Source organism: Cypionkella psychrotolerans (genome assembly GCF_001294535.1).
GTDB lineage: Bacteria > Pseudomonadota > Alphaproteobacteria > Rhodobacterales > Rhodobacteraceae > Cypionkella > Cypionkella psychrotolerans.
This window is the reverse complement of the sequence record NZ_LGIC01000086.1, coordinates 453,291-477,258: the sequence shown is the minus strand read 5'-3', so window position 1 is coordinate 477,258 and position 23,968 is coordinate 453,291. Positions and strand designations below refer to the sequence as shown.

Below are 23,968 nucleotides of genomic sequence, written 5' to 3'. Positions count from 1 at the left end.
ATGCCGTGCTCAGGACTGATGCCGATCGCATCGAGCACGCTCATGAGATGGGCACATCGGAATTGCATTGAACCAGCATCATGTTGGCGGCCATCGCGCTGACCCGGACCGAAGCATGCACCCGGGTCGACCTCAGGCGAAGGTTGCCGAGAAGGGAAGCAGACTAAGCTCTCAAAGCACAAAACCGCAGTTCGGCGGCGCATCCCGCATGCGCAAAACCGCTTGACTGGGACGACCCCGTTACTGAAGTCCTGAACCTAGACACTCATTGTTGCGGCGACGGCGCGGGTCCAGCGGGCGTATTTGCTGGCGCGGTTGGTCGCATCCATCAGCGGTCGAAATTGCCGCTGCCGCGCCCATGATTTCTGGAATTCGGCAGGAGAGGGACAAATCCCGGCTTTCAGGCCAGCCAGATAGGCCGCGCCCAATGCGGTGGTCTCGGTGATCACCGGGCGATCCACGGGCGCGCCCAGAATATCGGACAGAAACTGCATCGCCCAATCCGAGGCGGTCATGCCACCATCGACCCGCAAGATACCCTCGGCGGCGACGCCCCAATCGGCGCGCATGGCCTCCAACAGATCGCGGGTCTGGTAGCCGACGCTTTCTAGTGCTGCTTTGGCCAGTTCGGCAGGGCCAGAGTTGCGGTTCAATCCATAGATTGCGCCCCGGCAATCGGGCCGCCAATAGGGCGCACCAAGGCCGGTGAAGGCGGGGACGAGGATCACGTCTTGTGCGGGGTCGGCGGCTTCGGCGAGGGGTTGGGTTTCTTTTGCCTCACGGATGATTTTCAGGCCATCGCGCAGCCATTGAACCACGGCTCCGGCGATGAAGATTGAGCCTTCCAGCGCGTAGGTCGGTTTGCCGTCCAACTGATAGGCGATGGTGGTCAGCAGGCGGTTTTTCGACGGCACCATTTTGTCGCCGGTGTTCAGCAGGGCAAAGCATCCGGTGCCGTAGGTGGATTTCATCATGCCGGGTTGGAAGCAGGCTTGGCCGACGGTGGCGGCTTGCTGGTCGCCTGCGACGCCGAGGATCGGGATTTCGTGGCCGAACAGATCGGCGCGGGTCCGGCCGAAATCGGCGGAGCTGTCGCGGACTTCGGGCAGCAGTTGCATGGGGATGTCGAGGAGGGCGCAGATTTCGGCGTCCCAGTGGCCGTCGGCGATGTTGTAAAGAAGGGTGCGGGCGGCGTTGGTGGCGTCGGTGGCGTGGGTGCGGCCTCCGGTCAGTTGCCAGATCAGGTAGGTGTCAACGGTTCCGAAGGCGAGCTCTCCGTTTGCGGCACGGGTGCGGGCGTTGGGGATGTGATCCAGCAGCCACTTGAGTTTGGTGCCCGAGAAGTAGGGGTCGAGCAGCAGGCCGGTGCGGGCGGTGATCATGGCCTCGTGGCCTGTATCCTTCAGGGCGGTGCAGGTGTCGGCGGTGCGGCGGTCTTGCCAGACGATGGCGTTGTGGAGGGGTTGGCCGGTGGTGCGGTCCCACAGCAGGGTGGTTTCGCGTTGGTTGGTGATGCCGATGGCGGCGATGGAATGGGCATCTATTCCGGCGCGCTCGATGGCGGCGCGGGTGGTGGAGGCTACTGTGGCCCACAAATCTGCCGGGTCATGTTCGACCCAGCCGGGGTGGGGGTAGTGTTGCGGGAATTCTTGTTGGGCGGAGGCGATGACTTTCAGGCCCGCATCAAACAGGATCGCGCGGGAGGAGGTGGTGCCTTGGTCGATGGCGAGGATATGGGTCATGTGGCCTCCGGGGTGGTATGGTCCCAACTCGGGAACTTTTATTGTTGTTTTATATCAGGTGGTTGGGGTGGTCGCGTTAAGGGATTTTTAACGTTTGGGGCTGAGTTGGGTGAGTTTAGGGCAAGAAGCCTTCGCGGGAAACGGGGGCGTTGCTGCATTGAGGGCGATGGGGGTTTCACACCCCCAAACCCCCGTGGGATATTTGCGCACAGAGGATGAAACAATTTTAGACAAATTGTAGGAAGTCGATTCATGGTCCGCCCGTCCCGCAATCCTGCATAAGAAAAGGGGCGAGGCTTGCACCCCGCCCCCTTTGTCAACGTGTCAGATCACTTCTGCCAAGACTTGATCAGCTCGTCATAGGCGATGGTCTCACCCTGCGGCTTTTCGTTTTCCAACTTGGCAACGGGCGCGCCCGGTGCATCAAGCCAGATCTGCGGGTCTTGCTCGTCGTTCAGCTTCGGGCCGATGTCGCCCTGAACGCCGCTTTTCTCGATCCGTGCCATCACCTTTTCTTGCTCGGCGCACAAAGCATCCAGTGCTTCTTGCGGGGTTTTCTCACCCGACATAGCGTCGCCGATGTTCTGCCACCACAGCTGCGCCATCTTCGGATAATCCGGGATGTTGGTGCCAGTTGGCGACCATGCCACGCGGGCTGGCGAGCGGTAGAATTCGATCAGGCCACCCAATTTAGGCGCGCGATCGGTGAAGTGCTGGCTGTCGATGGTGGATTGACGGATGAAGGTAAGACCCACATCAGACTTCTTCATATCGACGGTTTTCGAGGTGACAAACTGGGCATAAAGCCAAGCCGCCTGCGCGTGATCGACCGGGGTGGACTTCATCAATGTCCACGACCCCACGTCTTGGTAGCCGACCTTGGTGCCTTCCGACCAGTAAGCGCCGTGCGGCGAGGGGGCCATGCGCCACTTCGGCGTGCCATCCTCGTTCATCACCGGCAGACCGGGCTTCACCATATCGGCGGTGAAAGCAGTGTACCAGAACGCTTGCTGGGCGATTTCACCCTGCGCAGGCACCGGGCCAGCTTCACCGAACACCATACCAGCCGCCGAAGGTGGCGCGTATTTTTGCAGCCATTCGATGGATTTGGTGATCGCATAGACCGCCGCTGCGTCGTTGGTGGCACCGCCACGCGCAACGCAAGAGCCGACTGGACGCGACTTTTCATCAACGCGGACGCCCCATTCATCGACGGGAAGGCCGTTCGGCTCGCCCTTGTCGCCCATGCCGGCCATCGACATCCACGCGTCGGTGTAGCGCCAGCCCAAGCTTGGGTCTTTCTTGCCGTAATCCATGTTGCCATAGACCTTGGCCGGACCGCCCATATAGGACATATCGCGCCCGGTGAAGAATTCGGCGATGTCTTCATAGGCCGACCAGTTGATCGGAACGCCCAGATCATAGCCGTATTTGGCTTTGAAATCGTCTTTGGTTTTCTGATCGTTGAACCAGTCGTAGCGGAACCAGTAAAGGTTGGCGAACTGCTGGTCGGGCAGTTGATACAGTTTGCCATCCGGTGCGGTGGTGAACTTGGTGCCGATGAAGTCGGCCAGATCCAGACCGGGGTTGGTCACGTCTTTGCCTTCGCCAGCCATCCAGTCGGTCAGGTTGCGGGCTTGCTGATAGCGCCAGTGGGTGCCGATCAGATCCGAGTCATTGATATAGGCGTCATAGATGTTTTCGCCGGACTGCATTTGGGTTTGCAGTTTCTCGACAACGTCACCTTCGCCGATCAGATCGTGGGTGATCTTGATGCCGGTGATGGCAGTGAAGGCCGGAGCCAACACTTTGGCTTCGTATTCATGCGTGGTCAGGGTTTCCGAGGCGACCTTGATCTCCATCCCTGCGTAGGGCTTGGCGGCGGTTTCAAACCATTGCATTTCGGCTTCTTGATCGGCACGCGAGAGCACCGACAGATCGCCGATTTCTTTATCGAGGAAAGCCTTTGCCGCCTCCATGTCGGCGAAAGCCGGCATCCCATAGGCCATCAGCGCAAGCGCAATGGCGGTTGATGTTGTGCGCAGTCTCATTCGATTCCTCCCAGAATGTTGAGTTTTCGTTGTGACCCGGCGATTGCCCGCCGGGGTGGTTTGCTGCCTTATACCCAGCGGAACACCGCATAGGCGTAGGCGAGGCAGAGGATCAGCGCCCAAGTCAGCGGTGCGCCGAAGAAGAACAGCCAAGCCAGATTGATAAAGGCCGAGCCGAGTAGGGTGATGAACAACCTATCACCGCGCGTGGTTTCAATGCGCAGGATGCCGTGGCGGGGTGTTTCGGGGTAGCGGATCGCCAGCAGGGTGAAAGTGATCAGCAAGGCGGCGATGATGTAGAAGAATAGCGCGACCGGGAAGGTCCATGCCATCCAGCCACCTTTGATCATCGGGTCAAACCATTGGAAGCCTTCGTCATTGCGCGGGGTGGCCCAGATCAGGAAGGCCAGCAGGGCTGCCATTGCGGCGAAAAGGCTGGCGAAGAGGGTGTTCCAGCGTGAAGCGGTCATATCAAACCCTCCCGAGGGCGAAGCCCTTGGCGATGTAGTTGCGCACGAAGTAGATCACGAGGGCTCCGGGGATGATGGTGAGAACCCCGGCTGCGGCGAGGACTCCCCAGTCCATGCCGGAGGCGGATACCGTGCGGGTCATGGTGGCGGCGATGGATTTGGCGTTCACCGCCGTCAGGGTGCGGGACAGCAGCAGTTCCACCCATGAGAACATGAAGCAGAAGAAGGCCGCGACGCCGATGCCGGAGGCGACCAGCGGCATGAAGATGCGGATGAAGAAGCGCGGGAAGGAATAGCCGTCGATATAGGCGGTTTCGTCGATTTCTTTCGGGACGCCCCGCATGAAGCCTTCGAGGATCCAGACCGCGAGGGGGACGTTGAACAGGCAGTGGGCGAGGGCGACGGCGATATGGGTGTCGAACAGGCCGATGGAGCTGTAGAGTTGGAAGAAGGGAAGGGCGAACACGGCGGGCGGCGACATCCGGTTGGTCAGCAGCCAGAAGAACAGGTGTTTGTCGCCCATGAAGCTGTAGCGCGAGAACGCATAGGCGGCGGGGAGGGCCACGGTGATCGAGATCACAGTGTTCATCACCACATAGATCATCGAGTTGACGTAGCCCATATACCACGACGGGTCGGTCAGGATGGTGACATAGTTGGCGAAGGTGAAGGTCTGCGGGTAGATCGAGAAGGTCGAGGTGATCTCGGTGTTGGTCTTCAGGCTCATATTGATCAGCCAATAGATCGGGATCAGCAGGAACAGCAGGTAGAGGGTCATGGTGATGAGTGAGCCGCGGTTTTTCATCATTTGGTCTCCTGCGCATCGAGGGTGGTCATGACGGTGTAGAACACCCAAGAAACCAGAAGGATCACGAGGAAATACATGATCGAGAAGGCGGCGGCGGGGCCGAGGTCGAACTGGCCGACGGCCATTTTCACGAGGTCAATCGACAGGAAGGTGGTGGAGTTACCGGGGCCGCCGCCGGTCAGCACAAACGGCTCGGTGTAGATCATGAAGCTGTCCATGAAGCGCAGGAGGACGGCGATCAGCAGCACGCCGGACATTTTCGGCAGCTCAATGTAGCGGAACACAGACCAACGGCTGGCTTGGTCGATCTTGGCGGCTTGGTAATAGGCTTGCGGGATGCTCTGCAAGCCTGCGTAGCAGAGCAAGGCGACGAGCGAGGTCCAGTGCCAGACGTCCATCACCACGATCGTGATCCATGCGTCCAAGGCGTCGTTGGTGTAGTTGTAGTCAATACCGATGGCGGCAAGGCTGTGACCGAGCAGGCCAATGTCGATGCGGCAGAAGATTTGCCAGATGGTGCCGACGACGTTGAACGGGATCAGCAGCGGCAGGGCCATCAGCACAAGACAGAAGCTGGCCCAGAAGCCTTTCTTCGGCATGTTCAGCGCCACGAAGATGCCTAATGGCACTTCGATGGCGAGGATGATCGCCGAGAACAGGACTTGGCGGCCGAGGGCTGCGTGCATCCGGTCGGAGGAGATCATTTCTTCAAACCAGCCGAGGCCGTTCCAGAAAAAATCGTTCTGACCAAAGGTGTCATTGACCGAATAGTTCACCACCGTCATCAGCGGGATCACGGCGGAGAACGCCACCACGATCAGCACCGGCAGCACAAGGAACCAGGCTTTGTTGTTCTGGGTCTTTTCCATCAGATCGCCCCTCCCTGTACGCGCCAGTCATTGGCGTAGACGTTGATGCGCGAAGGCGCGAAGCGGACGCGGGTTTGGTCGGCGGCAATCTCGGCACCCTCGGCGGCGATGACGTTGACCACTTGGCCCGCGACTTCGCCACGGATGATGCGGTGGCGACCGACGTCTTCGACACGGCGGATGGTGATCGGCAGGCCTTCGGTGGCGGAAAGCTCGCAGTATTCCGGGCGGATACCGATTTGGGTGCGGCCTGTTTGCGGGGCGTAAGATGCACCCAGCGCCACGTCGATGCCTTGCAGATGCGCGGTGCTGCCCGTCACCTGCGCATCGAGCAGGTTCATCCCCGGCGAGCCGATGAAATAGCCGACGAAGGTATGCGCGGGGGCTTCAAACAACTCCTCTGGCGTGCCCATTTGCACGACGCGGCCATCATACATCACCACGACTTTGTCGGCGAAGGTTAGGGCTTCGGTCTGGTCATGGGTCACATAGATCATCGTATGACCAAACTCGCGATGAAGCTGCTTCAACTGCGTGCGCAATTCCCATTTCATGTGCGGGTCGATCACAGTCAGCGGTTCGTCGAACAGGATGGCGTTGACGTCTTCGCGCACCATGCCGCGACCAAGGCTTATCTTTTGTTTGGCATCGGCGGTGAGGCCGCGCGCTTTGCGATCCAGCGTTGCCTTCATGCCGATGGTTTGGGCAATCGCCGCGACGCGGGCCTTGATATAGGCGGGGTCCATGCCGCGGTTGCGCAGCGGGAAGGCGAGGTTTTCGCGCACGGTCATGGTGTCGTAGACCACGGGGAATTGGAACACCTGCGCGATGTTGCGCTCGGAGGTTTCGGCATCGGTCACGTCGCGGTCGCCAAACAGCACGCGGCCTTGGCTGGGGCGCAGCAGGCCAGAGATGATGTTCAAAAGCGTGGTCTTGCCGCAGCCGGACGAGCCGAGCAGGGCATAGGCCCCACCGTCTTGCCAGACATGATCCATCTGTTTCAGCGCATAATCTGCGTCGCTGCTTGGGGTGGCACTGTAGCTGTGCGCGAGGTTTTTGAGGGTAATTTGCGCCATTATGCAGCCACCGCGTAAGCGGCGGTTGAGGCCAAACGCCCGTCGCCGTCAAAGACATAGATATGGGCGGGATCGAGCCAGAGGCTGACCTTATCGCCCGCGTTCAGGGATTGGACGCCATGCACAAGTGCTACCCAACGGTCTTGGCCGTGCTGGAGGTGCAGGAAGGTTTCTGATCCGGTGATCTCGGATGCCGTGGTGGTGCAGGGCAGTTCGATGGCGTTGGCGCTGGGCTTGTGCAGATGCAGGTGATTGGCGCGGAAGCCTGCGGTGTAGCTGCCATCGGGCAGGCTGTTGAAGGCGGAGGCTTGGGTGTCGCCGAAGCGCAAAGCATTGCCTTGCTTGGTGAAATTCAGGAAGTTCATCGGTGGATCGCTGAACACCCGCGCCGTTGTCGCATCGACCGGGTGGCGGTAGACATGCGGCGTCGCACCAAACTGGGTGACACGACCTTGCCAGAGGGTGGCGGTATTGCCGCCGAGCAGCAGGGCTTCTTCGGGTTCGGTGGTGGCATAAACAAAGATCGCGCCAGATTTCTCAAAAATGCGCGGGATCTCGGCGCGGAGTTCCTCGCGCAGTTTGTAGTCGAGGTTGGCGAGCGGTTCATCGAGCAGTACGAGGCCGGCTTCTTTCACCAAAGCACGGGCAAGGGCGCAGCGTTGTTGCTGGCCCCCGGACAGTTCCAGTGGTTTGCGTTGCAGCATCGGGGTCAGCTTCAGCATTTCAGCGGTTTCGCGGACGGCACGGTCAATCTCGGCAGTGGATTTGCCGATCAGGCGCAGGGGCGAGGCAATGTTGTCGTAAACTGACATGCCGGGGTAGTTGATGAATTGCTGGTAAACCATCGCGACCTTGCGGTCTTGCACGCGCATTCCGGTCACGTCTTTGCCCTGCCACAGAATTTTGCCCGTGGTCGGTTGATCAAGCCCCGCCATCAGCCGCATCAGACTGGTTTTGCCCGACAAGGTTGGCCCCAGTAGCACGTTCATCGTGCCGTTTTCCAGCGTCAGATTGGTGGGCTGGATATAGCTCTGGCCCTTCACCACACGCGAGACGGATTGCAGTTCAATCGACATTCTGGTTCCTCATTCCGCCGCAGGGCTGATCGCCCGCGGGGTTAGTGTAGCAGCCATAAAGGCCGAAAGTTGTGCAATTTGCGTGTCATTCATCCGGAGGCCGAGCTTGGTGCGGCGCCAGATGATGTCATTGGCCTCACGTGCGAATTCGTGGGTGATCAGCCAGCGCACTTCAGCCTCGGTCAGGGTCGCGCCGAAGTCTTGGCCGAGGTCGGCAGCGGTTTTGGCGGGGCCAAGCAGGGTTTTCGCCTCAGACCCATAGGCGCGGATCAGACGGGCGGCCCATGCTGGGGTGAGGAAGGGGTAGGATTGCGCAAGGCTGGCGGTTAGTTTCGGCACATCGGTATGCGGGAAATCCCCACCGGGAAGCGGTGCCCGGGCGGTCCATGCGGGTTTGGCATGCGGGAAGAAGGGTGCGAGTTTCGCCAAGGCGCTTTCCGCAAGGCGGCGGTGGGTTGTAATCTTACCGCCGAACACGTTCAGCAAGGGCGCGCCGTTTTGGTCGAGCGACAGCACATAGTCGCGGGTGGCAGCGGTGGCCGAGGTGGCCCCGTCGTTATACAGCGGGCGGACTCCGGAATAGCTCCAGACCACATCATCGCGGGTGACGGGTTTGGCGAAGTATTGGCTGGCGAAATTTAGCAGATAATCACGTTCTTCGTCGGTGCAGATGGCGTTGTCGGGGGCGGATTGGTGGTCTTTGTCGGTGGTGCCGATCAGGGTGAAATCTTGCTCATAGGGAATGGCGAAGATGATGCGGCCATCGCTGCCTTGGAAGAAATAACAGCGGTCATGGTCGTAGAGTTTTCGGGTGACGATGTGAGAGCCGCGCACCAGACGCACGCCTTCGGTCGAGTTGATACGGGCGACGTTGCGGATGATGTCTTCGACCCACGGGCCGCCGGCGTTGACCAAGGCGCGGGCGGTGTGGGTGGTTTGTCCCGCCGCATCTTCGGTGGTGACGTGCCACAGATCGCCGTCGCGGGTCGCACTGACAACACGGGTGCGGGTGTGGATTTGCGCACCGCGCTGGGCGGCGTCACGGGCGTTCAGTGACACCAGTTTGGCGTCTTCGATCCAGCAATCGGAATATTCATAAGCATGGGCGAAGCGGGGCTGCAACGCGCGGCCGGCGGGGTCGGTCTTCAGATCGAGTGTGCGCGTGGCTGGCAGGATTTTGCGACCGCCGAGGGTGTCATACATGAACAGGCCGAGGCGGATCAGCCACGCCGATCGACGCCCCTTCATCCACGGCATCACGCGGGCCATCAGCTTGCCGGTGGGGGTTTCGCCCTCGAACCGCATGTCGGGATGGTAGGGCAGCACAAAGCGCATCGGCCATGAGATATGCGGCATCGCGACCAGCAGGGTTTCGCGTTCCTCTAGGGCCTCACGCACCAGACGGAACTCGAAGTATTCCAGATAGCGCAGACCACCATGGAACAGCTTGGTGCTGGCCGAGGAGGTTGCCTGCGCCAGATCGCCCTGCTCGGCTAGCGTCACCGACAAGCCGCGACCCACCGCGTCTCGCGCGATTCCGCAGCCGTTGATGCCGCCTCCGATAATGAAAAGGTCGACCGTTTCGGGCCGTTGCTGCGTGGTCAAGCTAAGTCTCCTCCCTAGCGAGACTTAGGCTGAAGCAATCGCGTTGGGTGGTCAACAATTAATTTCGCTTTTGTGCGAATTTGGAAAAAGCGAACATTTAGCTTACAATGATTGCGCTACCTGCTTTGATTTTGCTGCGATAATCTCAAATTCGCACAAATTCGCGCTGCGATGCGGCGTGAAATATCACTGCGATGCAGCGTGTTTTCGGCCTTGATCGGCGGCGCCACTTGCCCGAAAGATGCCGCTTACCCGGCGTCATCGCGCGAAAGGAAACTCCTTGGCCCTCAGCTTTCGACAGAGTGAGATTGTCGAAATTGCCCGCGCCGATGGCCGCGTGGTGGTTGAGGATCTCGCACAGCGCTTTGACGTGACCTTGCAGACCATTCGGCGCGATTTGACGGAACTGGCGGACTCGGGGCTCCTCGACCGGGTGCATGGCGGGGCGGTGCCGCGCACGGGGGTCACCAATCTGGGCTATGACGAGCGGCGGTATATGAATGAGGCAGCCAAGGCCGCGATCGCCAAGGCCTGTGCTGCGGCGATCCCGAATAATTGCTCAATCATCATCAACCTTGGCACCACTACCGAGGCGGTGGCGCGCGAGTTGCTGCAACATAGCAACATCACCGTGATCACCAACAACATGAACGTCGCCAATATTCTGGTGGCCAATGCAAGCTGCGACATCATGGTTGCGGGCGGGGCGTTCCGACGCTCGGACGGCGGCTTGGTGGGTGAGCTGACCACGCAGTTTTTTGAGCAGTTCAAGGTGGATTACGCGATCATCGGCAGTTCGGCCTTGGACGGCGATGGCGATCTGTTGGATTTCGACTTGGCCGAAGTGCGGGTGTCAAAAACCATCATCCGGCAAGCACGACGGGTGTTTTTGGTCTGTGATCATTCAAAGCTGGGAAGGTCCGCCCCGGCACGGTTGGCGTCGCTGAGCGAGATCAGCGAAGTCTTCACCGATCAACCCTTTCCCGAGGATTTGACGCAGCGCTGTAACGACTGGGGCACCAAGATCAACTGCTGCTAGTTGTGGTGGGGTCTGGTGCGTCGTCGCGCAAGCGAGACAATCGGCGAGCAGCGATAATGACACGCCACGCTTTCAAAAAATATCAGCGGCGCATCACCTAACCCTTTGATGAAGGGCAGGAAATGCACCGCTGACGAGTTTGGGCAATCAGAACAGGAATTCGTTCGCAGTCAACGAAGCCACCGTTACGTCAGTCAGCGTGATCGTATTGGCGCCAATCGTGATAACCGCATCGCCGTTGAGGTTCGTGCTCAGATGGTTGGCCGTCAGATCAGCCCAGCCAGTCACGCCCGGCAGCGCCCGCAGGTCGATGTATTCTTTGGCATTCGCGACCGAGAAATCCTCAACGATGTCATTGCCGAAAACGCCCGCAAAGACAAAGCTGTCTGCCCCGGCATTGCCGATCAGCACATCATTGCCGCCGCCGCCAGTCAGAATGTCGTCGCCGATGCCGCCATTGAGATAGTCGTTACCGCTATCACCAAAGATGCTATCGTTTCCACGTCCGCCATACAGCGCATCATCGCCAATGCCGCCGCGGATAAGGTTATTGCCGATATTGCCAACAATCCGGTTTCCCAGATTGTTTCCAAAAGCATTAATATTTCCGCCGTCATCCAGCAATTCAAGGTTTTCGAGATTCTGGCTGTAGGTTGCCATTTGGACCGTTATCGTGCTTTGAATGCCATCGATGCCTTCGCCGACATTCTCAATGATTTTGTCGCCGACCGAGTCGATATAATAAATGTCATTTCCCGTGCCGCCGGCCATTATGTCGGCACCTGTGCCGCCATATAGGAAATCGTTTCCAGCATCGCCATTCAGGATATCAGCGCCATCTTTGCCATATAGCACATCATCGCCGCTACCGCCGTTGACCGTGTCGACCCCATCGCCACCTTCGATGGAATCGTCGCCATCCCCGCCGAACAGCAGGTCGTTTCCGGTTTGGCCAAAAATCGTGTCATTTCCAGCGTTCCCGCTGAGCGTATCCATTCCGCCGCCGCCCAAAAGCAGGTTGTCACGGCCATTGCCAGTCAAGGCATCCGCGAAATTCGAGCCGGTTAGATTGGTAATCCCAATCAAAATATCGCCTTCTGCGTGTCCGCCATGGCCCGTGACCGCTTCAACCACACTGAGCGAGATGCCGGTGTTCAGCAAATTAAGCGCAAGCGGTGCGGCCGTTGAAAGGTCAACGGTCACGCCCGAGTTCGACGTTGTGTACGTCGCGGTGTCATTGCCTGCTGCATCCACAGTCGCGCTTAGCAGATTTATATTCAGAACACCGCCGATGATGATATCTGCACCGGCGCCACCCTCGAACGTATCGTTCCCTAGAAAGCCGATCATCAGGTCATTGCCGCCCAATCCGAAGAATTGGTCGTCACCCAGTGCCGCAACCGCGCCAAGCAGGCTTGGCATGATGTTGCTGCCGTTAGTTCCCGTAAAGGTTGTCATCTGAATCACTTATCCTCTTGAGTTAAGCGAAGATAAACTCTTCGCAACACCCCCACCCATTTACAACCTAATGGAGAGTTTGATATCAGTCAATCTTAGGTATATATATGCCATATGAAATCTTATCTTTAGTCTCTCTTGAGTTGTGTCAGTCCTGTTGACGTATTGCGAGAGGGTCAGGGCGCTCAGATATCGCAGCAATTACGGGCGTGCTGACATGGGGTCGTCTGAAAACGTCAAGAGGGTGCTGGGTGCCCGCGCAGGCCGGGCTGTCCGGGTCGGCACTGGCTCGATCTCGGGCGGGATCTTGCAGCGGCTTGACGCGACGGCAGCGCGGCTTCGTGATTGGGCGAAGGGATTTTCGGGGGAATCTGCTGCGGAAAGGGAGGCAGGCTACGTTCAGCCCTATGACTGTGGCCCAGAAACCGCTAGCAAAGGACAACCTATTGGGGAAGTTTGGTTGCAAAATATTGTGCCTTTGGTTGCAGTTCTTGGCAATCTTCTGGAATCTCGCAGACGTGGTGCCGCCTTAGCCGTTGACTCCGCGCTAGCGCAGCTTTGCCCTTTGATCCGTGTGAGTGGCGCGGTTGTGTATCTGCGCGGATGCGACGGGTTGTGCCATCTGACCTATAGCGCGAGCGGGGCGGTGCCCGAGCAAATCGGTGTGTTGCCGCAGATATTGCCCACCGCTCTGGTTGCGCATTGGCTGGGCGATGGTGTGGCCGCTCAGGCGATGCAGATTTCCGCAGCGCGGTTTGTGCAGCGCGGCGACGGCGCAGATCACGGCCCGGAAGATTTCCTGTTTTTGCCGATGATGGAGAGCGGGCAATGCATCGGGGCCATCGGGTATGCTGCTTTGGGGGCGGAGTATTTTGACAGTGCGGCCTCGATGCAGATGTTGCAGGCGCTAACGGATATCTTGCAGGCCATTCTGGTGCAGGGTCTTGCTGCAGGCAAGCTAGGCGACGCCGATCAGCAGCCTAGGTCTGATTTGGGGCGCGCGCAGGATCATTTAGATGCCCTACAGGGCTACGACTCGATCGGTGCGGTGGTCAGTAAGCTGAAGGATCAGGAATCAGCGATGGCGGCGCTGGCGTCGGCGGCTGCCGCCTCGCACATGCGGCTGAACAATGCGATTCAGGCATTGCCCGACAGCGTGGTGATCTTTGATGCCGAGGATCGGCTTGTTGCTGTCAATGCGGCCTATCATCGGGCCTTCCCAGATCTTGCTAGTCATGCCGTCGTGGGGGTGACCTTGGGCGATCTATTGCGGGTTGGCTTGGAAAAGCAGGCGTTTCTGGGCGACTCGACTGAGGCGCAAAGAGAGGCGTGGCTGCAAAAACGGCTGTCGCAATATCACAAGCCGCGCTGGGATGATGAGGTGCAACTGCCGGATGGGCGCTGGATGCACCGGGTCAGCACCCGCACCGCGGATGGTGGCGTGATTGCGATGGGCTTTGACATCACGGCGACGCGCAATCAGATCGCCGCATTGGACGCCGCCAACAGGAATCTGACTCAGGTGCTTGCCGACCGGCATCGGACCGAGCAACGCCTGAACGATATCATCGACGGCTCCGCTGTGGGCACTTGGGAGTTGGACGTCACCACCAACAAAATTCATGTCGGCGGGCGCTGGGAGGAAATCCTTGGGCTTGAGGCCGACAAATTGGGTGCTCTGAGTGTGCCCGACTTTCTTGCGATGCTCCATCCAGACGATCAAACGAAACTTGTGCGCATTGAGGATTTCAATCAGGACGCAAATGCGCCGTATGTCAGTGCTGAATTTCGGATGCGCCACAGCGACGGCCATTGGGTTTGGATACTTTCGCGATACCGGGTGTCCGAGCGCACACCCGATGGCGCGCCGTTGCGGATATCTGGCGTGCACCTTGATGTCAGCGATCAAAAGCAGCTTGAGCAGGATGTTTTTGCCAGCCGGGCGTTCCTTCTGGACGTGATGGATGCCAGCAGCTCGGCGATTGTTGTGCTGGATGGATCGCATAGGATTTCTTATGTGAACCAAGAAGCGGAGCGTATTCTGGGGCCGATCTGCAGAATTGCGCCCGGCGAAGATTTCGACATTTCGGCGCTGAAGCTAGAGCATGTCGATGGCACAGGCTTGGCGGAAGACCAATCGCCGTTCAAACTGGCGCTGCGGGCGGTTGAGCCGCTACGCAACATCCAATGTGCGTTTTTACGCCCCGATGGCGGGCGCGGTATTCTGTCGTTTAATGCAACCCTGCTGGATATGGGCGACCAGCGCTTTGGGGTCGTGTCTTTCTCGGATGTCACGGAAAGTCTGGCGGCGACCCAGCGTTTGCAAGACGCGCTGATGCGGGCCGAAGACATGAGTCGGGCGAAATCGACCTTTCTGGCCAATATGAGCCATGAGATCCGAACTCCGCTGAACGGGGTGCTGGGCATGGCCGAGGTTCTGGCGGACATTGTTGCCGAACCGTTGCAGCGCCAGATGGTCGATACGATCCGCAAGTCGGGCGAGACCTTGCTGACCGTGCTGAATGGAATCCTTGATATGTCCAAGATTGAGGCTGGTAAGATGGCGTTAGAATCGGCACCCTTTGTGCCGCTGGAACTGATCCGCCAAGCGGAAACGATCTATGCGATTGCGGCCGAAGAAAAGGGCGTGGCGTTTGAGGTGCTTGCGACGGCAGGTTGCGACAAGCCGCGTTTGGGCGATGCGCATCGCTTGATGCAGGTGCTGAACAATCTGTTGAATAACGCGTTCAAGTTCACCGAGAAAGGCACGGTCACGCTGAAATTTTCGTGTCGGACCGACAAGCCGGTTCAGATCGAAGTTTCGGACACCGGGATCGGCATGGACGCGTCGCAGGTGGCGCGGGTGTTTGAGAGTTTTGAGCAGGCTGACGGCAGCATGACACGCAGGTTTGGGGGCACCGGGCTTGGGCTGTCGATTGTCCGGGAGCTTGTGACCTTGATGGGCGGGACGATCTCAGCGGAAAGTGCGCCGGGGCTTGGCTCGATGTTTCGGATCGTGTTGCCGCTGCCCGAGGCAGAGAGCGCGCCTTCAACGCTGGTGAAGCCAAAAGCGGGTTCCTTACGCGAAGACGCGCTGGCAGGAGTGCGTCTTCTCTGCGCGGACGACAACGCAACCAATCGGCTGGTGTTGTCCGAGATGCTGGCCAGAACTGGCGCGGTGGTGACGCAGGTTGAAAATGGCAGCGAGGCAGTTGAGGTTTGGGGCGCGGCGCTTGATCGGGGGGAGCCCTTTGCCTTGGTGCTGCTGGATATCACCATGCCGGTGCTGGATGGGATGAGTGCGCTGGCAGAAATTCGCGCCATCGAAGCGTCGCGCGGCTTGGCTCCGGTTTTGGCGGTTGCAGTGACGGCGCATGCGATGCCGACTCAGATCGCCGACTATCTTATCGGTGGATTTGACAGCCATCTGGCGAAACCATTCCGGCGACTTGATCTTTTGCATGCTTTGCACAGCCTACTGCAGCTTTGATGTCACCACATTGCAACCTGTGGTTGCTAAGCAGCTGTAACTCCTAGCAAATAGGCCAATTCCCTATGTTTTGGCCATTTTTCTAGCAAAAATTTATGTAACTCGGTTTATAGGAAGAACTATGTTTTTTGCTCCAGTGACGGGTTGATTCCAAATGACAGAAGCTGCACCTCCGATCAAATTCCAAATCTTGTTGGCCGAGGATGATTTAGTCAATCAAAGCATCGTTCAGGCGTTCCTCTTTGGGGTGAACGTCGAGCTGACTATTGCCTCGGATGGGCGGGAAGCTTTGGAAGCGGCGTTGACGCATCGCTTCGATCTGATGATCGTCGATCAGAACATGCCCTTCATTACCGGTGATCGAGTGATCCGTCATTTGCGGGCAGGACGGACGATGAATGCCACAACGCCAGTGATCCGGTTTACCGCCGACGCGAATTTTAAGCCGTTTGATCTGAGCACCGTCGCCTCCTCGCTTGAGGTCACGCTGCCGAAACCGCTGAGCCGGCAGGACCTGCTTTCGACGGTTGGCGCGCTGTTGGGGGGCGTGGTGCCGCAGGGCAGCGTTTAGGCCAACATTTGCTTGACAGTGACGGGCCATCGTGTGGACCTGTTCTGAAAGAGTGAATGAAAAGGCTGAATGTGAGCACAGCAGATAACGCAGGAACGGGCACTTCAGGCGTTGGTTCTGTTGATACCAAAGCCCAAGAAAATGCCGTTCGCCTCCAGCTTCAAATTGAAGCCCTGCGTATTCTTGATCAGGGCGTGGTGATCTATGATGCCGACGACCGGTTCGTCTATTGCAACCAGAGTTTTCGCGATTTCTATCCGCTGATCGCTTCGGAATTGGTACCGGGTCGCGGGTTTCAGGACATTCTGCGCTATGGCATCGCGCATGGTCAGGTCGTGGAAGCGCAGGGGCGCGAGGACGCGTGGATTGCCGAGCGCATTGCCAATCGCCACATGCCGGGGCGGAGCTTTGAGCGGACGCTTCTGGACGGCCGTATCTTGCGTGTCAATGAGCAACTCATGGCGAACGGCGCGTTGATGGAGGTTCATACCGACATCAGCAAGCAGTTTCTGGCGGAGCAAAAGTATAGCAATCTGATCAACGGCGCAGAGGTGTGTTCGTGGGAATGGAATGTCATCACCGGCGAACATCGCGTCAACGAATATTGGGCGGCGTTGCTGGGCTATCGGCTGGAAGAACTCAGTCCGGTGACGTTTGAGACTTGGCGGCAACGGGTGCATCCCGATGATCTGGACGCTACCGAGGCCCTGTTCAACAAATTGTTCGACGATCCAAATTATATCTTCAAGGCCGAGTACCGCCTGTGTCACAAGGCGGGTCACTGGATCTGGGTGCTTGATACCGGCCGTATAATTCATTGGGGGCCGGATGGGGCGCCGGGGCTGATTCTCGGCGTGCAGGTCGACATCAGCGCGCAAAGGGCACGGGAAGCCGCGCTGACGGCTGTCAAAGCCGATCTTGAACGGGAGATAGTCGAACGCGCCAAGGTCGAACAGCGCCTGATCGACATTGCGGCGGTCTCGGATGGCTGGCTGTGGGAGATGGACAGCGATCGGCGCTTTGTCTTCGTACTGGATGGCGCGTATTTCGATGATGGCGGCGTGCCAAAGGAAGGCTTGCTGGGCAAAACGCAAGAGGAGTGGCTGGAAGCCAACCCCGATATGTTGCCGGGCATCGACTGGGATATCATGCTGGCGGCGCTGAACTCAAATCAGCCGTTTCAGGATTTCGTCTATCGCGCGCCACAATCGACCGATGGCGTTGTCCGCTGGCGCCGGATGAGTGGCGCGCCGGTGTTTGACGAGGATGGCACGTTCGCGGGCTTTCGCGGTGTCGGGTCGGATGTGACGCAGCTTTATGTGGCCAAAGCCCATGCCGAGGAAGCCAGCCGGACCAAATCGAAGTTCTTGGCGAACATGAGCCACGAAATCCGCACCCCGTTGAATGGGGTGCTGGGCATGGCCGAGCTTTTGGAGACATCGTTGGAGCAACCCGACCAGAAGCGCATGATCGGTACAATCCGGCGTTCGGGCGAGGCATTGCTGAATATTCTCAATGATATTCTGGACATGTCCAAGATTGAAGCTGGCAAGATCGAGTTTGAGGAGCTGCCGTTCAGCCCGCTTGATCTGGCCAAACGGATTGAAGATCAGTACGAATTGCGCGCCGACGAAAAGGGTTTGGATTTTGAGGTTCTGATCGGGTCCGGCGCGGAATTGTTACGGGTGGGTGATCCGCATCGGGTGCAGCAGGTGCTGCACAATCTGGTCAGCAATGCGATCAAATTCACCGATCGCGGTGAGGTGACGGTCAAGATCAGTGGACGTGCGACGATGCCGCTGGTGATCGAGGTGCGCGATAGCGGGATCGGCATGACACCGGAACAAGTGTCGCGTCTGCATGACGAGTTCAGCCAAGCCGACAGTTCGGTCACCCGGCGTTACGGCGGCACAGGTTTGGGCATGGCGATCACGCAGTCTTTGGTTGATCGGATGGGCGGCACGATCACGGTCGATTCCGCGCGCGGGCGCGGTACGACGATCAGCGTTTCGTTGCCACTGCCGCTGAGCACTGTTGCGGTCGACCGGGTTGCAAAAGCACCTATGGAATCTATTGGCCTTGCGGGGCTGCGCTTGCTGGCGGCTGACGACAATCAAACGAATTGCGCCGTGCTGGAAATGATGCTGGCCCGGCTTGGTGCCAAGGTGGTCATCGTCAACGATGGCGAACAAGCTGTGCAGGCTTGGGAAGCCGGGCGCTTTGACGCCATCTTGTTGGATATTGCGATGCCCGTGATGGACGGACCGACGGCTTTGCGGAAAATCCGCGAGCTTGAAGCGCTGCACGGCGTCCCGCCGATCCCGATCATTGCCGTGACCGCCAATGTGATGGCGCATCAGATCGCGGGTTATATCGCTTGGGGGTTTGACAGCTGTATCGGCAAGCCGATCAGCTCGATTGATCTGTCGCTGGCTGTCAGTGCTTTGGTTGGATCAGCAGCAGAACCCAAGCCATAAGGCAAGCATATGCTGCGCTTTAGTCGTCGAGCAGGGATTCCATTTCGATCAGAAGTGCCTCTAGCATGGGGTCGACGATGAGCCGGAAATATTCAGGATCGGCACATTTCGCCAGGTTTTCCGTGATGGCACGATCCAAGACACCTGCGAGTTGTCCGGTTCTGAAAAAGCCAAGCGTCGCGCCCACGCCGGAAATTTTATGGGCGATATCGGCAATCTTCGCCATCTCATCCTGTGGGTTTTCGCCATGCTGGACAAGCTTGCGATAGGCTTCAAAGGCCATGATGCGTTCAACAATTAAGCCACGAAACATCGCGCGCGCGGGTTCTAGCACCGCCGTCATGTCATTGGCCCCGCCGCCTGCTGATCCGCCAAAGTATTGCAATCCGGTCATGCGGCGCTCCACCACGGTTTGGGTTTTCCGTCTTGGCGTGATTGGGCAAGATTCACCGCGTGATCAAGGATGCTTGTGGGATTGAACAGGCCAAAGAACGAGGTGCGCGCCAGATCCCCGACTTTGATCTGCGGTAAGGGTAGGCGATCTGCCGCATAAAAGCTGGCGAAATCTTCGATGCCAGACTGGATCATCGCCTCCAGTTCAACCCGCTCGGTTGAGAGATTGTTCGACACGACAGCGACGAAATTGCCGGCCCCTGCGTAGGCCATCATCATCTGTTCGGACTTTACCGCATCACTGATGGCCGAAGCGACATCGCCCAGCATGTTCACAAAACCCAAGGGCGAGGACTTTTTGAAGAACAAGTGCGCATTTTTCACCGAAATGCCAAAGGCTGCGGTGGAGTACATCCGCTTGTTTCCCAGCATCAGCAGGTAGTTTTCAAGCGCAAGATATTCGACGCCGCGCTCAAATCCGGGGATCGGGAACGGGCTGTCAAAATCCACGTCAATGGCGATGATGTCGCTGCGCTGGTCAAACTTCTTTTCAAGGGAAGCCGTGATGCTGCGTTCTTTCAGCAAACGCTCTGCCATGCCGATGCGGGCTTTCAGGTCGATCGGGTCAAGCGGCTTGGTGATATAGTCGGTCGCCCCAGCAGCAAACGCGTCATCTATGAAGCGTTTTCCGGTCATTGCCGTGATCATAACGATGGGTGTGCGCCGATAGACGGGCAAGTTGCGCACATGATTGCACAGTTGTATCCCACTCATGCCCGGCATCTGGAGGTCAAACAGCAGACAGTCAAATGCCTCAGCCGCGTCCGCCAGTTTGAACAAGGCTTCATCGCCCGAGCGCGCGATGGTCACATTGGCTTTGCCAAGTGCGCCGAGCATCGGAAGCAAGACCCCCAGAAAAACCGGATCATCGTCTACCGCAAGGATCTTCATTGTCATCCCTTTCGCCTTATGCGCCTTCTGGTTGCATAGTACTGCGCGGCACTTTTCTAAACCTTATTGAAAAAGCTAAGTTCAAATTTTGTCAAATGTCGGGCAAATCGTTAACGGTATTGGTTTTGTCGCAAAATAATATCGCCATTTGGTTGTGTTGTCCATCGTGCGAGATGGGCAGATGGGTGACGCGCAAGCTTGCGGAAGCGAAGGGCATGGGCCATGCAATCGTCGTCATGTTTAGGCGCTGGCCCGCAGTTTGCGTACAGCGACCCAACTGGCCGCGGCCATGACGCCTGCTGTGGCAAGGCACAATGGCAAACCCCCGATTTTATAGCTGATTCCCGACAATGCGGTTCCCAAAAGCCGACCCGCCGCGTTGGCCATGTAGTAGAAACCAACATCCATCGACACGCGGTCGGATGAAGCGAAGGCGAGGATCAGGTAGGAATGCACGGAGGAGTTCACCGCAAACACGAAGCCGAACAGCAACAACCCCGACGCGAGCGTCAGCGTGAACCAGAGCGCGGGCGTGTGGGCCGTCAGGGCGAGTGCAGCGAGCGTAAAGGGAATGGGTGTTAGCACTGCGGCCCAGCGTATCGCTTTGGCGGTGATGGCCGATTCTGACTCGTCTTTGACGCGTAATATCTGCGGGGAGAAAGCCTGAACCGCGCCATAGGCGATGGTCCAGAGCGCCATGAACCCGCCGATCAGAAAGAACGCGGATCGGCTGCTATCGGCTGAGCCATCCGACAGCACCGCATGGAAATAGACAGGAACGCCGACCACGAACCAAACATCTCTTGCGCCAAACAAGAACATCCGGGCCAGTGAGAGGCGATTGATCCGCGCATCCTTGGACCAGACCTGCGAGAATTTGGCGTCTTTCTGGCCGGCCGGCAGTCCTTTCGGCAGAAAGGCGATGATGGCCAGCAGGATCACCGCGAGAACGGCGGCCATCGCCCAGATTGCCGCTTTGAAGCCAATGAGGCCCAACAAGGCCGCGCCGATGAAAAAGCCAAGGCCCTTCACCGCGTTCTTTGATCCGGTCAGAATGGCCACCCAGCGAAACAGCACGCCCTCGCCCTTAGGGGCCAACACCTTGACCGCTGATTTCGACGACATCTTGGCCAGATCTTTGGCAACGCCAGAGGCGCCCTGAACCGCCATTACGAAAGTGACCGAGGCCGCAACGCTCCATGCGGGGTCAAGCTGGGCGAGGACCGCGAGGGCGGCGATTTGCAGGCCAAGCCCAAGGTACAGCGTGGTGGCAAGACCAAACCGCGCCGCCAGCCAGCCTGCCGACAGATTGGTGATCACCCCGGCGAGTTCATAAAGCAGGAACAGCCACGCCAGTTGGATCGGGGAAAAGCCCAAGCCGTTGAAATGCAACAACACCAGCAAGCGCAGCGCGCCATCCGACAGCATGAAGGCCCAATAGGCCGCCGTCACTGCCGCATAGGCGCGCAGGCCGTTGGCTTGGTCAGTCATAGCGAGGCCGCCACCATTCGGACGACATCGGCCAGACGGCAGGAATAGCCCCATTCGTTGTCATACCATGCGTAGATCTTCACCTGCGTGCCGTTGATCACCATGGTCGAGGCTGCATCAATGATCGCCGAGCGGGGGTCATTTAGGTAGTCGGTTGAGACGAGAGGGCGGGGCTCGTAGCCCAAAATGCCCTGCAATGCGCCTTCAGCGGCGGTTTTGAACAGCGCGTTCACCTCTTCCACTGTCGTCTCGCGCGCCACTTCAAACACGCAATCGGTGAGTGAGGCGTTCAGCAGCGGCACCCGCACGGCATGGCCATTCAAGCGGCCCTTCAGTTCCGGGTAAATCAGCGTGATCGCGGTGGCCGATCCGGTGCTGGTTGGGATCAGGTTCATCAGGGCCGAGCGGGCGCGGCGCATATCTTTGGCGGGACGGTCGACAATGGTTTGGGTGTTGGTCACATCATGGATGGTGGTGATCGAACCATGCCGGATGCCGATGGCTTCGTGGATCACCTTGACCACCGGGGCGAGGCAGTTGGTGGTGCAACTGGCCGCCGTGATCAGGTTGTGTTGGGCGGGGTCATAGAGGTGATGGTTTACGCCAAAAACAAGGTTCAGGGCGGTTTCGTCCTTGACTGGGGCGGACACTACCACTTTTTTCACCCCTGCCGCATAATAGGGGGCCATCTTTGCCGCCGTCTTGAACACGCCCGTGCAGTCGATCACCAGATCAATCGCCACCTCGGCCAGCAGCAAATCCTCGATGCGTCTGGCTTGGGTGAGGCGGATCTGGTGCCCGGCCAAAGTCAGGCTGTCGGCATCATAGGAAATCGCGCGCGGCCAGCGGCCATGCACCGAATCAAATTCCATCAGCAGCGCATGTTGTTCTGGTTCACCGACAGGGTCGTTGATCAAGACGATCTCGCCGCCCGAGCCGGTGTCAATCAAATCGCGCAGGGCAAGTTTGCCAATTCGGCCAAGGCCATTGAGGGCGATGCGGGGCATGGGCTATTGCCTTCCTATGGTGTCAAGCTGCTGTTGCAGCGCGATTTTCTCAAGTTCCGCAAAAGGCAGGGCGGTGAAAGCCAGAATCCGGCGGCGCAGGCTTGCGAAAACATCGGCGAAGGCCAAAGCCTTTTCGGCATCTGTCCCCGTGGCTTTGACCGGATCGGGCAGACCCCAATGCGCGGTCATCGGCTGACCCGGCCAAGGCGCACATTCCTCTGCCGCGGCCTGATCGCAAACGGTGAACACGAAATCCATTTTGGGCGCCTCTGCCGTCTCGAACTCGGAGACATGTTTGGAGCGCAGGGTTGAGACATCCAAACCAGCCCGTGCCAGAACCTCGATGGCGAAGGGGTTCAACTGCGTGCCTGGCTTCGTGCCAGCAGAATAGGCCCGGAAGCGGCCTTGGCCAATATCATTCAACAGAGCCTCGGCAAAGATCGAGCGGGCAGAATTGCCTGAACAGATGAACAGAATGTTCCAAGGGCGATTGGCCATGTCCGTCTCCATGGGGTTGAAAAGGGGGTCAGTGATCTCAGGGCGGTTTCGGCCTGCGTCGATGACCAGATAGCCAACCAGTGCCGAGACTTGATCGAGCCGGATGCTGTAGAACAATGATCGGCCTTGGCGCTGCGCGCTGATCAGGCGGGCTTGCTCCAACTCTGACAGATGGTGAGACAGGGTGTTTGGCTTCATCTGCAAGGCTTCGGCAATTTCGGTTGGCCGCACGCCCTGCGGCGCAAAGCGCATCAGCAGGCGAAACACTGCGAGGCGTCCGGGGTGGCCGAGGGTGGCAAAAGCCTGGGTGATCAATTTTGATTCCATAGTTCGAGAATACTGGAAATATGAGAGGTGCCAAGTGAAGCTTTTGTAACGGTTGGGCCTGACGTGGCTTTGGGAGAGAATCACCGACAGGGAAAAAACCGCGCGGTCAAGCCGCAGCGTGGGCTTGACAGTGGCAAGGTTACTACTTAACGTGTTAATGATAATAGGGGGGGGGAGTGATGTGCCGCATCTGACCATCGAGTATTCCGCTAATCTTGACAGCAACACCGATATGGCGGGGCTTTGCCGGGCGCTTCATGCGGCGATTTTGGCGACGGGTTTGTTCGAGTTGGGCGCGATCCGGGTGCGCGCCGTACGGTGTGAGGACTATGCGGTTGCGGATTTGTTGCCGGAAAACGCCTTTGCCGATCTACGAATGCGGATTGGGGCGGGGCGCAATGCGGCTGACAAGGCGCGGGCGGGGGAGATGATCTTTGCCGCGGCAGCCGCGCATTTTGCGCCGCTGTTTGGGACACCCCATTTCGCGTTGACGCTGGATATTTCCGAGCTCGACCCAGTGCTCAGCTGGAAGAAAAACGCCATCCATCCGCGCCTGCGCGCAAAATAGG

General features: G+C 58.5%; 19 protein-coding genes. 5 read left to right on the top strand and 14 right to left on the bottom strand.

Annotated features, from left to right (window positions below; genetic code table 11):
• Window positions 1-257: 257 nt before the first annotated feature.
• The 8 genes from glpK to glpD form a co-directional block, all read right to left on the bottom strand.
• Window positions 258-1,742 carry a glycerol kinase GlpK gene (gene glpK, locus AKV04_RS21895; protein ID WP_054008495.1) on the bottom strand — a complete coding sequence of 495 codons (1,485 nt, stop codon included), beginning with the start codon at window positions 1,740-1,742 and terminating at the stop codon, window positions 258-260.
• Between the two features lie 329 nt (window positions 1,743-2,071).
• Window positions 2,072-3,793 (bottom strand): ABC transporter substrate-binding protein, encoded by a 1,722-nt coding sequence (locus AKV04_RS21890; protein WP_156317733.1) that lies wholly within the window; start codon window positions 3,791-3,793, stop codon window positions 2,072-2,074.
• Between the two features lie 68 nt (window positions 3,794-3,861).
• Complete coding sequence (locus AKV04_RS21885; protein ID WP_235815731.1) at window positions 3,862-4,263, bottom strand: DUF2160 domain-containing protein; 402 nt, start codon at window positions 4,261-4,263, stop codon at window positions 3,862-3,864.
• Window position 4,264: 1 nt separating this feature from the next.
• Window positions 4,265-5,068, bottom strand: a complete 804-nt coding sequence (locus tag AKV04_RS21880) for a carbohydrate ABC transporter permease (protein ID WP_054008494.1) — start codon at window positions 5,066-5,068, stop codon at window positions 4,265-4,267.
• On the bottom strand, window positions 5,068-5,940 hold the full coding sequence (locus tag AKV04_RS21875; RefSeq protein WP_054008493.1) for a carbohydrate ABC transporter permease: 873 nt from the start codon (window positions 5,938-5,940) through the stop codon (window positions 5,068-5,070). The genes AKV04_RS21880 and AKV04_RS21875 overlap by 1 nt, the downstream gene beginning before the upstream one ends.
• A complete protein-coding gene (locus tag AKV04_RS21870; protein WP_054008492.1) occupies window positions 5,940-7,016 on the bottom strand; it encodes an ABC transporter ATP-binding protein in 1,077 nt (358 codons plus the stop codon). Before AKV04_RS21870 ends, AKV04_RS21875 begins: the two co-directional genes overlap by 1 nt.
• Window positions 7,016-8,092 (bottom strand): ABC transporter ATP-binding protein, encoded by a 1,077-nt coding sequence (locus AKV04_RS21865; RefSeq protein ID WP_054008491.1) that lies wholly within the window; start codon window positions 8,090-8,092, stop codon window positions 7,016-7,018. Before AKV04_RS21865 ends, AKV04_RS21870 begins: the two co-directional genes overlap by 1 nt.
• Window positions 8,093-8,101: 9 nt before the next feature.
• Complete coding sequence (glpD, locus tag AKV04_RS21860) at window positions 8,102-9,697, bottom strand: glycerol-3-phosphate dehydrogenase (protein ID WP_054008490.1); 1,596 nt, start codon at window positions 9,695-9,697, stop codon at window positions 8,102-8,104.
• A 280-nt stretch (window positions 9,698-9,977) separates the two neighbouring features.
• Here glpD and AKV04_RS21855 point away from each other — a divergent pair, with 280 nt between their 5' ends.
• On the top strand, window positions 9,978-10,736 hold the full coding sequence (locus AKV04_RS21855; RefSeq protein ID WP_082351795.1) for a DeoR/GlpR family DNA-binding transcription regulator: 759 nt from the start codon (window positions 9,978-9,980) through the stop codon (window positions 10,734-10,736).
• 147 nt (window positions 10,737-10,883) lie between these two features.
• On the opposite strand, the gene AKV04_RS21850 is transcribed toward AKV04_RS21855, so the two are convergent.
• Window positions 10,884-12,194: a calcium-binding protein gene (locus AKV04_RS21850; RefSeq protein WP_054008488.1), complete on the bottom strand. Its 1,311-nt coding sequence runs from the start codon at window positions 12,192-12,194 to the stop codon at window positions 10,884-10,886.
• A 589-nt stretch (window positions 12,195-12,783) separates the two neighbouring features.
• Between AKV04_RS21850 and AKV04_RS21845 the strand changes: the two genes are divergently transcribed.
• The 3 genes from AKV04_RS21845 (at window position 12,784) to AKV04_RS21835 (ending at window position 18,732) form a co-directional block, all read left to right on the top strand.
• Window positions 12,784-15,684: a PAS domain-containing hybrid sensor histidine kinase/response regulator gene (locus AKV04_RS21845; protein ID WP_162232926.1), complete on the top strand. Its 2,901-nt coding sequence runs from the start codon at window positions 12,784-12,786 to the stop codon at window positions 15,682-15,684.
• 154 nt (window positions 15,685-15,838) lie between these two features.
• Window positions 15,839-16,255: a response regulator gene (locus AKV04_RS21840; protein ID WP_054008486.1), complete on the top strand. Its 417-nt coding sequence runs from the start codon at window positions 15,839-15,841 to the stop codon at window positions 16,253-16,255.
• 71 nt (window positions 16,256-16,326) lie between these two features.
• Window positions 16,327-18,732, top strand: coding sequence for an ATP-binding protein (locus AKV04_RS21835; protein ID WP_162232925.1), 2,406 nt, complete (start codon window positions 16,327-16,329; stop codon window positions 18,730-18,732).
• Between the two features lie 19 nt (window positions 18,733-18,751).
• On the opposite strand, the gene AKV04_RS21830 is transcribed toward AKV04_RS21835, so the two are convergent.
• The 5 genes from AKV04_RS21830 to AKV04_RS21810 form a co-directional block, all read right to left on the bottom strand.
• On the bottom strand, window positions 18,752-19,126 hold the full coding sequence (locus AKV04_RS21830; protein WP_054008484.1) for an Hpt domain-containing protein: 375 nt from the start codon (window positions 19,124-19,126) through the stop codon (window positions 18,752-18,754).
• Entirely contained in the window at window positions 19,123-20,082 is a 960-nt protein-coding gene (locus tag AKV04_RS21825) for a response regulator (RefSeq protein ID WP_082351787.1), read from the bottom strand. Before AKV04_RS21825 ends, AKV04_RS21830 begins: the two co-directional genes overlap by 4 nt.
• A 234-nt stretch (window positions 20,083-20,316) precedes the next feature.
• Window positions 20,317-21,567 (bottom strand): organoarsenical effux MFS transporter ArsJ, encoded by a 1,251-nt coding sequence (arsJ, locus tag AKV04_RS21820; protein ID WP_054008482.1) that lies wholly within the window; start codon window positions 21,565-21,567, stop codon window positions 20,317-20,319.
• Window positions 21,564-22,574, bottom strand: a complete 1,011-nt coding sequence (locus AKV04_RS21815; protein ID WP_054008481.1) for an ArsJ-associated glyceraldehyde-3-phosphate dehydrogenase — start codon at window positions 22,572-22,574, stop codon at window positions 21,564-21,566. The genes arsJ and AKV04_RS21815 overlap by 4 nt, the downstream gene beginning before the upstream one ends.
• 3 nt (window positions 22,575-22,577) lie before the next feature.
• Window positions 22,578-23,399, bottom strand: coding sequence for a metalloregulator ArsR/SmtB family transcription factor (locus AKV04_RS21810; protein ID WP_054008480.1), 822 nt, complete (start codon window positions 23,397-23,399; stop codon window positions 22,578-22,580).
• Between the two features lie 181 nt (window positions 23,400-23,580).
• On the opposite strand from AKV04_RS21810, the gene AKV04_RS21805 reads away from it, so the two are divergent.
• Window positions 23,581-23,967, top strand: coding sequence for a 5-carboxymethyl-2-hydroxymuconate Delta-isomerase (locus AKV04_RS21805; RefSeq protein WP_054008479.1), 387 nt, complete (start codon window positions 23,581-23,583; stop codon window positions 23,965-23,967).
• Window position 23,968: the final 1 nt, after the last annotated feature.

Excerpts from the sequence above, each read along its gene's own strand:
- glpK (WP_054008495.1), bottom strand. The coding sequence starts at position 1,742 with ATGACCCATATCCTCGCCATCGACCAAGGCACCACCTCCTCCCGCGCG.
- AKV04_RS21890 (WP_156317733.1), bottom strand. The coding sequence starts at position 3,793 with ATGAGACTGCGCACAACATCAACCGCCATTGCGCTTGCGCTGATGGCC.
- AKV04_RS21885 (WP_235815731.1), bottom strand. The coding sequence starts at position 4,263 with ATGACCGCTTCACGCTGGAACACCCTCTTCGCCAGCCTTTTCGCCGCA.
- AKV04_RS21880 (WP_054008494.1), bottom strand. The coding sequence starts at position 5,068 with ATGAAAAACCGCGGCTCACTCATCACCATGACCCTCTACCTGCTGTTC.
- AKV04_RS21875 (WP_054008493.1), bottom strand. The coding sequence starts at position 5,940 with ATGGAAAAGACCCAGAACAACAAAGCCTGGTTCCTTGTGCTGCCGGTG.
- AKV04_RS21870 (WP_054008492.1), bottom strand. The coding sequence starts at position 7,016 with ATGGCGCAAATTACCCTCAAAAACCTCGCGCACAGCTACAGTGCCACC.
- AKV04_RS21865 (WP_054008491.1), bottom strand. The coding sequence starts at position 8,092 with ATGTCGATTGAACTGCAATCCGTCTCGCGTGTGGTGAAGGGCCAGAGC.
- AKV04_RS21850 (WP_054008488.1), bottom strand. The coding sequence starts at position 12,194 with ATGACAACCTTTACGGGAACTAACGGCAGCAACATCATGCCAAGCCTG.
- AKV04_RS21840 (WP_054008486.1), top strand. The coding sequence starts at position 15,839 with ATGACAGAAGCTGCACCTCCGATCAAATTCCAAATCTTGTTGGCCGAG.
- AKV04_RS21830 (WP_054008484.1), bottom strand. The coding sequence starts at position 19,126 with ATGACCGGATTGCAATACTTTGGCGGATCAGCAGGCGGCGGGGCCAAT.
- AKV04_RS21825 (WP_082351787.1), bottom strand. The coding sequence starts at position 20,082 with ATGACAATGAAGATCCTTGCGGTAGACGATGATCCGGTTTTTCTGGGG.
- arsJ (WP_054008482.1), bottom strand. The coding sequence starts at position 21,567 with ATGACTGACCAAGCCAACGGCCTGCGCGCCTATGCGGCAGTGACGGCG.
- AKV04_RS21815 (WP_054008481.1), bottom strand. The coding sequence starts at position 22,574 with ATGCCCCGCATCGCCCTCAATGGCCTTGGCCGAATTGGCAAACTTGCC.
- AKV04_RS21810 (WP_054008480.1), bottom strand. The coding sequence starts at position 23,399 with ATGGAATCAAAATTGATCACCCAGGCTTTTGCCACCCTCGGCCACCCC.